This is a genomic window from Parendozoicomonas sp. Alg238-R29, from assembly GCF_947331445.1.
Classification (GTDB): Bacteria; Pseudomonadota; Gammaproteobacteria; order Pseudomonadales; family Endozoicomonadaceae; genus Sansalvadorimonas.
This window is the reverse complement of the sequence record NZ_CAMZOG010000105.1, coordinates 1-13,079: the sequence shown is the minus strand read 5'-3', so window position 1 is coordinate 13,079 and position 13,079 is coordinate 1. Positions and strand designations below refer to the sequence as shown.

At 47.1% G+C, this 13,079-nt stretch carries 10 protein-coding genes; 5 read left to right on the top strand and 5 right to left on the bottom strand.

Annotated features, from left to right (window positions below; genetic code table 11):
- Positions 1-230 precede the first annotated feature (230 nt).
- Positions 231-1,409 carry a dipeptidase gene (locus tag QMA35_RS19175; protein WP_281648759.1) on the bottom strand — a complete coding sequence of 393 codons (1,179 nt, stop codon included), beginning with the start codon at positions 1,407-1,409 and terminating at the stop codon, positions 231-233.
- 348 nt (positions 1,410-1,757) lie between these two features.
- On the opposite strand from QMA35_RS19175, the gene QMA35_RS19170 reads away from it, so the two are divergent.
- Positions 1,758-2,318 (top strand): hypothetical protein, encoded by a 561-nt coding sequence (locus tag QMA35_RS19170; protein WP_281648758.1) that lies wholly within the window; start codon positions 1,758-1,760, stop codon positions 2,316-2,318.
- On the opposite strand, the gene QMA35_RS19165 is transcribed toward QMA35_RS19170, so the two are convergent.
- Positions 2,315-2,614 (bottom strand): YciI family protein, encoded by a 300-nt coding sequence (locus QMA35_RS19165; RefSeq protein ID WP_281648757.1) that lies wholly within the window; start codon positions 2,612-2,614, stop codon positions 2,315-2,317. The genes QMA35_RS19170 and QMA35_RS19165 overlap by 4 nt on opposite strands.
- A gap of 363 nt (positions 2,615-2,977) precedes the next feature.
- Positions 2,978-3,268 (bottom strand): YfcZ/YiiS family protein, encoded by a 291-nt coding sequence (locus QMA35_RS19160; RefSeq protein WP_281648756.1) that lies wholly within the window; start codon positions 3,266-3,268, stop codon positions 2,978-2,980.
- Between the two features lie 488 nt (positions 3,269-3,756).
- Between QMA35_RS19160 and QMA35_RS19155 the strand changes: the two genes are divergently transcribed.
- Positions 3,757-5,109, top strand: a complete 1,353-nt coding sequence (locus tag QMA35_RS19155; RefSeq protein WP_281648755.1) for an MFS transporter — start codon at positions 3,757-3,759, stop codon at positions 5,107-5,109.
- A gap of 198 nt (positions 5,110-5,307) precedes the next feature.
- The gene (gene ssb, locus QMA35_RS19150) at positions 5,308-6,006 is read left to right on the top strand and encodes a single-stranded DNA-binding protein (protein ID WP_281648754.1); all 699 of its coding nucleotides are present in this window, start codon (positions 5,308-5,310) and stop codon (positions 6,004-6,006) included.
- Between the two features lie 54 nt (positions 6,007-6,060).
- Here the strand turns inward: ssb and QMA35_RS19145 are convergent, their stop codons facing one another.
- Positions 6,061-6,642, bottom strand: a complete 582-nt coding sequence (locus tag QMA35_RS19145) for a rhodanese-like domain-containing protein (protein ID WP_281648753.1) — start codon at positions 6,640-6,642, stop codon at positions 6,061-6,063.
- 206 nt (positions 6,643-6,848) lie between these two features.
- Here QMA35_RS19145 and QMA35_RS19140 point away from each other — a divergent pair, with 206 nt between their 5' ends.
- Positions 6,849-10,115, top strand: coding sequence for a PAS domain S-box protein (locus QMA35_RS19140; protein ID WP_281648752.1), 3,267 nt, complete (start codon positions 6,849-6,851; stop codon positions 10,113-10,115).
- On the opposite strand, the gene QMA35_RS19135 is transcribed toward QMA35_RS19140, so the two are convergent.
- Positions 10,060-11,496 carry a hypothetical protein gene (locus QMA35_RS19135; RefSeq protein ID WP_281648751.1) on the bottom strand — a complete coding sequence of 479 codons (1,437 nt, stop codon included), beginning with the start codon at positions 11,494-11,496 and terminating at the stop codon, positions 10,060-10,062. The genes QMA35_RS19140 and QMA35_RS19135 overlap by 56 nt on opposite strands.
- Positions 11,497-12,504: 1,008 nt before the next feature.
- Between QMA35_RS19135 and QMA35_RS19130 the strand changes: the two genes are divergently transcribed.
- Positions 12,505-13,079 (top strand): hypothetical protein (locus QMA35_RS19130; protein ID WP_281648750.1); only part of this gene is annotated, 575 nt, incomplete at its 3' end.

Genomic DNA, 13,079 nt, shown 5'->3' with positions numbered 1-13,079 from the left:
TGAACTTTGAACTTTGAACTTTGAACTTTGAACTTTGAACTTTGAACTTTGAGCTACTAAACCGTACAAGTGCCGCTGCTGTTTTTCCTGAATACTTCGACACTTGCACGATGACACCAAGCACTTATTACTGATGCTTGATATACGAAAAAGCAGAAAGGATCACTGTTCGTCCATCCGGCAGACCTGCATTCCAGAGTTATCACTGACACTGCCCAGAGCATTTGGCTTTAGCTAGCCAGAGGCAACCACTTCAGCAGAAAGTCTCTGACGTTTTCGCCCATGACTTTGCGAATATCAGCCTCAGAAAGCCCTTCGTCCAGCAAAGCCTGAGTGACTGCAGCAATCTCAGAAACATCCATAGCGGTAGTGACAGCACCATCGAAATCAGAACCTAACGCCACATGGTCAACACCAACAATATCGATAGCGTAAACAATCATTTTGGCGATACCTGTGGGGCTGGCATCACAAACAGCATCTGCCCAGTAGCCTATGCCGATAAGGCCACCTTTCTCCGCTATCTTTTCCATCAACCGGTCTGAGATATTTCGAGGAGTATCACACAGCCCTTTCATACCTGTATGGGAAACGATGATTGGTCGGCTGGTGGATTCCAGAACATCTCCCACAACGGCAGGGGAAGAGTGAGCAACATCAATAATAATATCCAGCCCTTCCATCACCGTAACAGCCGCACGACCAAAATCCGTTAACCCTGCGTTGGTAATGCCATGGAGTGAACCACCAAGCTTGTTATCAAAGAAGTGGTGTAAACCCATCATCCGATAACCGGCATCATACAGATTTTGGATATTTGCCAGCTTGCCATCAAGAGCATGAGAACCTTCTGTTGCCAGCAGCGCTGCAACCATTTTGTTATCACTGTTCCTGGTTACCAGTGCAACTTTCAGATCTCTAGCTGTGCGAACAATGCGTACCTGTTCAGGAACCTGCTTTTCCAGCTTTGCCAAACGCTCAGCCTGATACAGGGCTCGCTCTTTCAGACTATCCCAGGTTCTGGGTGGCCAGGTCTGGGCAACAGCCAGAAGAGTAATATCATCCGGCGCTTCAGCTACATTGCTCTTGTAGTTCAGTCCACGAGGGGATTTGGTAACAGCCGGGAAAACCTGAATAGCGACATTACCTTCCCTCAATCTGGGAAGATCAGCATGACCATAATTTGATTTGATCTTGAGATCCCGACTCCACAACAAACTGTCGGTATGAAGATCCGCAACCAACAGGCTCTCATGAAGCTGCTGTGCCTGTTCCGAAATATCATAGGGATCATGGGGAGTAATCTGGTTTAAACCGCGCTCTACCTGCGGGGGCACAAGCCAAAGAACAAGCAATACTAGAATACACACCACTAGCAGTGTGCCGGTATTGAAAAGCTTTTTTATCATTTTTATTAAACGTTATTTTTCATGTTGTTTTGAAGATGATTGTAAACAGTTTTATTTGCCATTGTCAGGGAGTTTACACTCGTGCATTCAGAAAGCTGAACGGCAAGGTGATGGCAACCGCTCCGGTAAAGCGCCAGCTTCTGTTTATTAGTTTTAATGTCATTGGTTTGGCGAGAAACAATTCCGGCAACCCGTTAAAACTTACAAGTGGTTGAGCATAGCCGCTTAACAACCCTGTTATCTGAGCTAACCAAAAGCACACTTTTACGCTGAATGGCTTTCTAAACACTCAGCTGAATGGCTTTCTAAACACTCACAAGCAGGGATAAAGGGATAAAGGGATACACCATGCCAGTCACACCTATTGGGCACAGATATACATCAGCATTCAGGCAGAATTCGCCCACTTACGAAGAGATGATCAGCCGTTGGAATGACCTGACGGAGAAATCACGCCCACAGCTTACTCCACAACCTCTGCCAGACTCCCGTTGGAAATTCAGGCATGTATCGCCAGTTCTCTCGGCTATGCCCCATCTGGCAGGGTTATCACCTGTCGGCAACGAGATTCCCAAAGTCTGGGATAATTTCCAGAAAGGCAATAAACCGGCCATGGCTTCAGGTATTGGGCGCCTTGGTCAGTATGCCGCATCAGGCATTCGAGCCAGTCAGACAATCAATGATGGTTTGTTTGAAATGTTTATGGCCCAGGACAGATACCACCAGGCAAGAATTGAAGAGGCTGTGAAAATGGCTGAGGCGGAAAAGGTCAACAGCCGTTTTCATTGGGAAAATACTCTGACAGACCTGCTGAAAGCACAAGAGTACGAAAACCTGATGCTGGAACTGATTTCCCAACTGATTTACAGCAACCAGGAAACCTGCTCCCGCATTATCGCGAATATTTAGGGAAGAACCTTTTTGAAAGGCTTCACAACAGCACTGGCAATCACACCAGCGGCTACGTAAGGGTCAGCATCTGCCCAGACCTGCGCAGCTTCAAGACTGTTAAACTCGGCCACAATCAAACTACCAGTAAAACCAGCTTCACCGGGATCATTGCTGTCGATTGCCGGGAAAGGGCCAGCCATAACTAAACGACCTTCAGACTTGAGGTGTTCAAGACGGGCAAGATGTTCGGTACGGCAGGTTTTGCGGAGAGGAAGAGAATTATCTACATCCTGCGTCATAACGGCATACAGCATGCTGTGCTCCAATCGTTCTATTTATTTCACAATGTTCAACTATGAAAGCCAGGGTCTGTTGAGGTTTTGTCCTCGGCTCAGTGGCTATAAAAGCAGCCAGCTGTAAGAAAGGCTTGTGAAAATCGTAGCTGTTCTACATTGAGCAAGACTGACGCGGCAGATGGCTGCTTTTATAGCCTCCCGAAGGCTTCCATGGCTGCGTTGCAGCGTTTTGAAAGGCAGTAAGCATTCTGGCAACGCTGCGCCCTACAGTACCCTCCGGGTATAACCATGAAAGCCCTCGGAAATGCTGAGCTCGAAGCCAAAACCTCAACAGACCCTAGTCTAACGGAAAATCAGCATGCTGTAGCGTTATAAAACAGTTTATACGCAGCAGGTTTTACAGCGCATTTCGAAGATCAGTTTTTCAGCTTCGCAGCAAAATTCATAACGTGCCTGCAGTTGAACGCCGCCGTCTAATTCCGAGACTACAGAGGTAATCTTACACGCATCCGTTTCAATAGCGCGCACCTGTGCAGTACAGGATTCAAGGTGAGCTTCCGCCTCATCCTGATCTTCAAATTTTTGGCAATATTCAATTGCAGTGTCAGTGTTATCAATAATAACGCCGAGGTCTACGGGGTTCTTACTCTCCGCACGAAATACATCAGTCATAGGAAATCCCGATACATTCTCTGTAGTTTATGGAGTTACTTTATTGTGATTCTGGTATAAAAACCTGAACTCAGATCAAAAAAATCCCAAAGTGTAGAAATTAAAAAATTGTGACTTCAAAGTGTGAAGCAAACATAAGAGCACCTTACAAATATGTGTCGCCTTTACGATCACACGCAGAGTTGATAGATGAAGCTGCACTGAGCTTACATTCTTCCTTTGCAGCGAATGCTTTCCAAATAAGTGGTGCTTTTAGAGGTTGAGCCTGACCGGGCAGAGTAAAAAGAAACGCGCCAAGCAGGATAACTACCCGTGAGAAAAATAAATGGCCTGACCCATGGCGATAAAGTACCTGACCCAGAATTTGGTCAAGGTCAGGAAATAGCGATTACAAAAAGCCTGAAGCCCACCCACCGAATAATAATCAGATTCGGCTAGATGCTGATATAGTTGCGCCCTCGGCTTAATTTAGAACATTGTTGGTCATAATGAATTCACTGGAAGTAAGAGCAGCATCTTCTCTCGCATTTGTTTTTGCTTTGCGAATGATGGGACTGTTTATTCTGCTACCTGTGCTGGCTGTTTATTCGGATCAGATTTCAGGCAGTACCCCCGTGTTGATTGGTTTAGCTATTGGTGCCTACGGACTGAGCCAGTCTCTGTTACAGATTCCTGCTGGTTTGCTCTCTGATCGTATTGGCCGTAAGCCGGTTATTATTGGCGGGCTGCTTATATTTATTGCTGGCAGTATTCTCGCCGGAACCAGTGATTCTATTTGGGGGGTTATTGCCGGGCGCTTTCTTCAGGGCGCGGGAGCAATTGCTGCGGCTATTACAGCACTGCTTGCCGATTTAACCAGAGAAGAAAACCGCACTCGTGCGATGGCCATGGTAGGAATGAGTATTGGGCTTTCATTCTGCATTGCCATGGTTTTAGGGCCTTTTCTGGCCGAAAGTGTGGGTATTTCCGGGTTATTCTACGCTTCCGCAATTATGGCTTTGTTGGCCGTTGGGCTGGTGGTCTTTGGTGTGCCAACACCAGTAAGGCAGAAAGCGAATCGGGAAACTGTAACCGCCGTGTCTCAAATCTCTACTGTTCTTGGCCATAAACAGCTTCTGCGGCTGAACGCGGGAGTCTTTATTCTGCACTTTGTCCTGATGGCTCTTTTTGTTCACTTGCCGGTGGCTTTGCAAGATCTTGCGGGCCTACCCCGAGATGAGCATTGGTGGGTTTATCTGGTTTCAATGATTGTTTCATTTATTGCCATGGTGCCATTCATTATTCTTGGGGAGAAAAAACGCCTGATTCGCCCTATTATGATTGGCGCAGTTGTATTGCTGTTTTTGGCGCAGGCTGGCGTCTGGATTGGGCAGAGTAGCTTAATAGCACTGGTTGCCAGTGTGTTGTTGTTCTTTGTTGCGTTCAACTACCTGGAAGCAACACTACCTTCTCTTGTCAGCCGTATTGCTCCGGCGGGTGCCCGTGGTACTGCGATGGGTGCTTTTTCTACCAGCCAGTTTCTTGGTGCTGGCCTTGGCGGATCTGTTGCCGGTTTTGTCTACCAACAGTCTGGTGAAGCAGGTATCTTTATTCTGGTGGGAATTGCGACTGCCCTATGGTGGCTGTTGTCTGTTACCATGAAGAATCCCCCTTATGTCAGCAGTATCGTACTGGATCTTTATCCGGTAGAACCGGAAGAATCCGGACGGATGAGTGATCGTCTAGCTACGGTGGCAGGGGTCAAGGAAGTGTCCTTGATCGTTGAAGAGCAAACAGCTTATCTGAAGGTAGATAAGAACCTGCTTAACGAACAGCATCTGCGCCAGTATGGGGACTGGTAAAAACCGGCTGTAAGCAGCTGGTTCATACTTTTTGTTGATAGACGCAATACAAGCACTATTTATAAGAGTATGTTTTTTAAATGAGTATTTTGACGCAACCCGCGGGTTGTGTGGAGCCATGTTCTTAGAAACAGTATCTTTGAGAATCAAGGCTCTCGAGAAAAGTTTTCGATAAAAGTTATTTAATGGGAGATAGCAATGGCTCGCGGTGGTGTTAACAAAGTCATACTGGTGGGTAATCTCGGAGGGGATCCGGAAGTTCGTTTTACCCCGAATGGCAATGCGGTAACCAATCTGAGCATTGCGACGAGTGAATCATGGCGCGATAAGCAAACCGGTCAGCAGCAGGAACGCACCGAATGGCACCGTGTGGTGATCTTCGGCAAGCTGGCCGAAATTGCTGGTCAGTACCTGCGCAAGGGTTCCAAAGTTTACCTCGAAGGTAAACTGCAAACCCGTAAGTGGCAGGATCAGCAGGGCCAGGATCGTTACTCCACAGAAGTTGTGATCGACATTAACGGTCAAATGCAGATGCTGGACGGTCGCCAGGAAGGCGGTAACATGAACGCAGGTGGTAATTCTGGTTACGGACAGTCTGCTCAGCAGCAGGCTCCACAACAAGCGCCTCAGCAACAAGCTTCTCAGCAGCGCCCACAGGCTCAGTCACAGCCTGCGAGTAATGCCGGTTATGGCCAGTCTCAGCAGCCTGCTCAGAATCAGGGTTATGGTAACTACTCTCAACCTCAACAAGGCGCTCAAAAGGCACCTCAGAGTAACCAGGGTTATGGCCAGCCACAACGTCAGCAAGCTCCTGCACAACAGCCTGCACCTGCCGCCGCACCTGCCGCCGCACCTGCTGGTGGGTTTGATGATTTTGATGATGACATCCCGTTCTGACCTGAACGGAATATCGTCCTCACAATCGAAAACGCCCTGCCTTTGCAGGGCGTTTCAGTATTTACTTTGGACTGTGGTGACAGGTGCCTTACACGCTTGTGTTGGTTGTTTTCCGTCCCAAGGTTTATCCAGCCATGCATTAATCCCCCCCGCATAGCGATAAACCTCTTTGTATCCTAACTTGATTGCCCAGGCTGCGGCGCTGTGACTTCGATCGCAGATGGTGCGTCCGCAGTAAAACACCAAAGGCCTTTCCAGATCCTGCCCCAGCATTGATTGGAAATCTTCCTGCGTTTGGCCTTCCATAATCTCAATATTCCATTGCTCTGTTGGTGCAGGGGTGCGCGGGAACCAAAAGTGTCTTGCCCCGGGAATGTGGTGCTTTTGATATCGGGAGAGTGGGAGAGTGTCCATTATTAAGGGATTTCGATCAGAATCCATAAGGCCTTTCAGTGATCCGGTTGTTATAAGGCGGTAGCCACCGGATTCTGCCAGTTGATAGCTTCTTACAATCAGGTCATTAATCTCCCGCTCAGTGGGCGGTAGTTCATTTGGTGCTGGCTTTAACCAGCAGCCGCCCAGAAAAACAGTTAATAAGGCGGGTAAAAAAAGTTGTGCCTGCTTTTTGTTATACATCCCAGCTCCTGATGTGTCATTGCACAGGTTGTGTTCAGAAGAGCAGGGCGGGAAGGATAGACTACAGAATCAAGAAGGTTGGTTTTTGCAGGTTGTTTGTCTGTCTACTAGGCTGATGCGGCTAAAACAAATAGTTATCGGGAGAAAGGGATTGCTGGTACCGGATTGCAAGGACGACAGGCTTAATATTTTTCAGGTGGGGTTTCATGTGGTCGTCGATCCGCAACAAGGTCGTTCTGTTTGCCATCGTTCCAATAACCCTCCTCTATAGCGTTATTTTTATTCTCCATATTATTGATAACCTGCGTGTTTCACGCGTTGGTGTTGAACAGTTCATGGAGCAGCAGGCAGGACACTTTGCCGGTTTACTCAATAACAAGCTCAGCCATATCGAATACCTTGGCGAGACGCTGTCGTATAATATCAATGACAAGTCGGCAAGTCTTGATGAGTATAGGGAGCTGATCGCCAGTACTCTTCGGGATGACAGTCTTCTGCAAAGTGTCATGTTTGGGAAGCCGGGAAATGGCAGTATCTTTTACCTCACCGATAAAGGTCTTCAGAAAAAAGAATGGATAGACCCGGTTCCAGCCCTGGAGGAAGAAAATCAGTGGGGTTGGAGTCTGCCATTCGATAGTACGGTGACTGGTGCGAAGATTGTTACTTTTCATTCTCCAAAACTTGATAATCTCTACTTCTCTGTACGAGTTGACCGGTTTATCCAGCTACTACAGGAAGATAACCCACGGAATCTCAGGTTTGTCATTGTTGACAGAAACAGTCGCTTTATTCACTCAGATATGCGTTCTACCCGACCTGACAGCTCTTTACTGGAAACAGCTCACCGCTTGCAGTCAGATTCATTGCAGAGGTTGGTGGAAGGACCTGTTCGTAACGGAACCCGTGGATTGGAGACGGTATATTTTCGGGACTGGCCTACATGGTATTTTGCCAGCCCGGTTCCTGAAGCTGGCTGGGTTCTGTTAACTCATACACGGGAAACTTATGCACTGGGCGCTGCTCGTCAGTCTGCTCTTTACAGTGCCGGGCTACTGTTACTGGCACTTCTTATCGTCAGTGCCTGTGTTCTGAAAGTTTCGAGCTTTATTACCCGCCCACTGGTTCGTTTAGCCCATGCTGTAGATAACCTTGGAGATGGCCATTGGCACCTACCCTTCAAACATAACTCCAATGATGAAACGGGGCGATTGGCTCGCAGTATTTCGGCAATGGCTCAACGCTTGTCTGAGCGAGATGAAGCTCTGCGTGAGCTTCGGGCAACCAATATCAGCCATATCGCGGAGAGGCTTCGAGGGCGTTATTTCTATTACATGCTCGATGAGCGGGGGCGTGTCACTTATGTGAGCGCGTCCGTCAGCGACATTTTGGGTTACCACTCCAATGAGCTCATCAGATCTGTAGCGCCAGTTTTTACTGGGTCAGAGGGGCATAAGTCTTTTTGGCGGGTTATTCAGGGGGTGTTGCAGGGGCAGCAACAGAATGATGCTGTACAGATTGAATTGCCTCACAAGGATGGTAGCACTCGTACTATAGAGGTGATTAATGTTCCTGTTATCGAGCCTGGTGGCAAGGTCAGCGGCGTTGAAGGCATGGGACATGATGTAACAGAATTGGTGGGTGATACCAAAAAGTTTCGAGGACTTCTGGAAGCGGCTCCTGATGCCATTGTGATAACGGATACTGAAGAAATTATCACTATGGTGAATGCCCGGGTTGAGGAAATGTTCGGGTATAAGCGACAGGAACTAATAGGGAAGCCTTTGTCGATATTGAGTCGAAAACGTACCGGTTACCTCCTTCCCCGGCCCAAAAATGAGTATATTGAAGACCCCTTACAGCTGGGGTTTGAAACAATTTGTCGTCGTCGAAATGGCAGTAGTTTCTCTTCTGAAGTGACATCCAATCCTTTGGAAACGTCATCAGGTACTTTGGTCACTATTGTTATCAGGGATATCTCCGAGCGCAAAAACACAGAACGGGATTTACGGCTGGCGCGTGATAAGGCTAGAGCCGCCGATCATGCCAAAAGTCAGTTCTTATCCAATATGAGTCATGAACTGAGAACACCGTTAAACGGAATACTCGGTCATGTTCAGCTGTTATTACGGACAGAAAAACTGGAGCCTCGCCAGCGAGAAAGCCTGGAAACTGTAGAAGACTGCGGTCAACACCTGCTTCTGCTAATTAATGATGTTCTGGATCTTACCAAAATAGAAACCACGGGAACTCAAGTACAGTTTCAGCCTGTACGCCTGCGGCCAGTATTAGAAAAGGTCTGCCGAATACTGCGACCACGGGCAGACCGAAAAAACCTGCAGCTGGTTTTGAGTGTGGATGAACATCTGCCTTCCGTAATTCTTATTGATGCAACAAAACTGCGTCAGGTTCTGATTAACCTTCTGGGAAATGCCATCAAATTTACCGAACAAGGGCAGGTTCAGCTGAGGGTTGTGCAGGATGGAGAGCGTATAGTTTATATTGTTAGCGACACTGGTATAGGCATTGAGGCGGAACAGCAGGAGAAAATTTTTGCACCTTTCCATCAGGTTGATTTTCAGGGTCACCCCGGAGGTACTGGGCTTGGCCTGGCTATCAGCCAGAAGCTTGTTTCTGCTCAGGGGGGAGCTTTAAAAGTTGCCAGCTCTATTGGATGCGGCAGCCGGTTTTATTTCTCATTGCCTTTACGGCGTGCAGTATTGAATGAAGATGTGGAAGCCAGCGCCGCCAGCCTGGATGCTTGTAGTCTTCATCTGCCAGAAGGTGAGTCAGCCAAAGTGTTAGTCGTTGACGACAGCCGAATAAATCGAGAAATGCTGGTGCGGTTACTTGATGATGCAGGTTTTGAAACTTTGGAAGCAGTTAATGGGCTGGATGCACTGAACAGTATTCAAGCGAATCAACCTGAATTGGTGTTGATGGATATTAGAATGCCAGTAATGAATGGTTCTGATGCGGTCAGACAATTACGCCGTAACGGAAATCCGGTACCGGTTATTGCTGTCACAGCCAGTGTTGATCCAATACAGCAACAACGTTTTGAAAGCACTGGCTTTAATGGTTATGTAGGAAAACCGTTTCGCATTGACGATCTGTTTCTGCAGATTGAGCGGGTCATCAATATCAAGTTTATTCGCAAAGATATTGAAGGAAATATCTCAGAATCATCCCCAGATCCTTTATCCGCACCTGCACTCAGACCGTTGATGAAAGATATTCTGGAAGCGGCAGAAATGGGGGATGTCGATAGAATTCGACAGCTGACCCAGGAATTACAGAGCGACCCCGGGTGTGTGGCATTTGCCCGTCAAGTTGATGATCTCTGTAATGCATTTGCTTTTGAACGATTGGAAAATATCTGCCGGGAAATTGATTTACCCCCAGAAGAACAGAATCACTCTACAGAGTCTGAAACAGACGACGATAAAAGAAAACCACCAAAACCAGAACAATAAAACTGAGTGGCGCGAAAGGGCCAAAGTACATATAAGGTGTTTTGCCACTCATGGGCTGAATAGTGCCTGTCACCAGGTCCTGTTCAGGCAAGAATCGTGATTGAATCCGGCCAAGGTGATCGATTTCTGCCGATATGCCAATGTTGCTATAGCGAAGTAACGGTCTGCCTGTTTCAAGAGCTCTTGCCCGATCTGCCCTGATCATCCACTCGCGAAATACCTGTCCCTCCACAGTACTGTCAAAGACCACAAGAAGTTCGGAGCCTGTGGCTTCACTTGCAGCAAGGAAAGGGCGACTATCTGATAGCGGGCTCAGGATCGTGATTCGATAGGCGTCTGCGGCAGGATGTCTTGTGGCCGACTGTTGGGAGATTGGGACTAAACTGAGGTCACAGGAACTTGGATCGACATAGGAAGAGGCCTTCTTCGCTATTTCAGAAATGCAGCCTTCACCTTCACCAAAGCTGCAGAAGAAATCCGGGCAATGACTGCCTCCAGTACTGAACTGTGCCAGATATGCAGTTTGGCTTGTTTGATTGAGTTTAGGAATCTGGAGAAAAAGTTCGGGTCTCTCTATATTACCTCTCACACCACCCACAATAGCAAGACGTGGTGGTGGAAGTGCCACCATTTCCCACAGATCTAATGTGACATCCGCCCCGGTTCTCACCTGCATCACGTAGTTGAAGGGACGCAGATCATAAGGCCATGTCCACTCAATACGGGAGATAGCCGGAGGAAGGAGGAGCGTGACACATAGAGTTGGCAATAAATAGGGCAAGGTTTCTTTCGCACGTTTATGCCAGATTTTGCGGAAAATAGAAGCCAGCAGACTTGCGACCATGGCCAGAAAGAGGCTACTGCCGAAAATCCCCATAACCGGCACCATGCCATCGGAAGGCAGCCCCAGCAGAGCATAACCACTAATCAGTAAAGGGGTCGTGTAACAAAGGGAGCAGTAAACGATTTCAAAAAGAATCCAGCAGGAACTGAACAATAAGCAACTGGCTACGGAATAAGGGGGAATATTCAGTATCCGGCGTAAAAAAGGATAAATAACCAAAATAGTGAGAAGTATTGCCAAGGGAGCAATAAAGGTTGTGACAGCGGCCGAAAGTTTTTCTACTGAGGATGCGTCTGTTAATACAAACTGACTGCAAAAACTCCATAGCTGCCCGGATACAATGTAACCGATTGAGAACCCCAAGGCTCCGATAAACTGATACTTGCCTGAATGTTTCTGGTTATGGGAAAAAAGAATGGTAAGACCAACCAGAGAAAGAATCCAGAGCCCAAGAGGAGGGAGGCCGAGAGGTATAAGTATGCCAGCAGTAAGCCCAATCGCGAGATCAGCGGTCAGAGTACTTTGATTGTTTCTCATTTGTATACAGATACTTATTAACCTGAAAACGTCTATAAATTTTAGTGCGTCAGAACAGGCACTCAATGTTTATGGCTTTTTGTAGGCGGGAAATATAGGTCTAACTTTCAGTTCTGTACAAAGCTGGAGAATCTCCTACCCTGAGAGCCCGTATTCACAGGGATGAGTCGTAGAACCGTTTGAAATTCAACTCAATAAGTAGACGCCAGGGTGCTAAAAAATGACACGCCAGCAGTTATAAAAGAGAAAGCACTTTCTTGCTGGTTTCTCTTGGCATGTTGTTTGTTTCAGCAGGAAAGCCGAGCTGATGATCTCGGTGTGACCCAATGTGTAACAATTCTTGCCCAGTATAGTCATACGATTATTGCGCAAGCTGCAGCACGCTTTAATCGTGAGGCAGACGAATATACCTTTGGGGCATGGTTACATTTTGGAGTGTTTCCTTCCCACAATGCCAGTGTCATAAAAGTCATGGATTATGATATGACTAGCCGTGTATCAAACCCTGTAGATGAATACGAGTTTGTTCCGGAAGTTACCTTCTCAATGAGTCCGGCACCAACACCAATGGCTCAACCTCCAACCCCCATTGCAGAGTCACCCCGGGCATCCATAAATAATATAGTCCCGTCATCTCCTTATGTTTCATCATTTTCGCCCTATGCCCGTTCTCCCAATACAGGTGGCTCAGGGAGAGGCTCTCCTGTAATAGTAAGAAGTACTAGTAACGATGAACGTAGCAGATCTTCAAGCCCTCGTTTTTCAAATCAATTATCAACAGAATCAGAGGACAGCCCAGCTTCCAGGCCCCTGAAAGAGGGACGAAATGAGATTGGAACCCTTTATGTACGGGCTGTTGAACAGAGCCGGGTACTCGATCCGTTTAAAACTATCAACAGAAATGAAGACTCTATTCTTGCGACTCTATGCAATTTTTATCAGGCTCTTGGTTCAGGGGGAGAACCTCGCTACTTTCAGATTTGCTGTGGGTTTGAAGAAGTCAGTAAGGTGCCTGAGTTTGCTGAAATGTTACATGACAGAATACCTCTTGAGCATAGAGGTGGCAGTGAGGATTTTAAGGAAGTCAATAGAAAGACAGTGCAGTTTTTAAGGAGTATTGAGTCCCGTAACAAACCCGCTGAAAGCGCAAACATGCCTCAAGCAAAAGATTCTAAAGCCCATAAGGGGCAGATTCCCTCCTATGAGGTTGGCAGTATTATCGATTCATTTACGTTTAAAGAACCAGCATCGGGTGAGCTTTATCCGGTTAAGGCCAAAGTGATTGGTTTAGGAACAAGCACAGTTGTTTTTCAGTTTAACGAATTTGATAACCCCGATGAAAATACGATACTGACAAGCTTAAATCACGTTCTCCCCAAGTTTGCTTTTCGGCGAATTTATTTTACATCTGAGAATCACGCCATACAGTTTTATCACCACCAAACTGCTCAGGTTAAATTCCTCAAAGAACAGGGTATTGATATCTTGCCTGTGCAGTTTTGGCGCTCTGAACATGCAACCGTTTGGATAGCCCAACCTCTCTTAAAATCTGATGAATTGCTGGAAACTCATTTTGAAAAAAT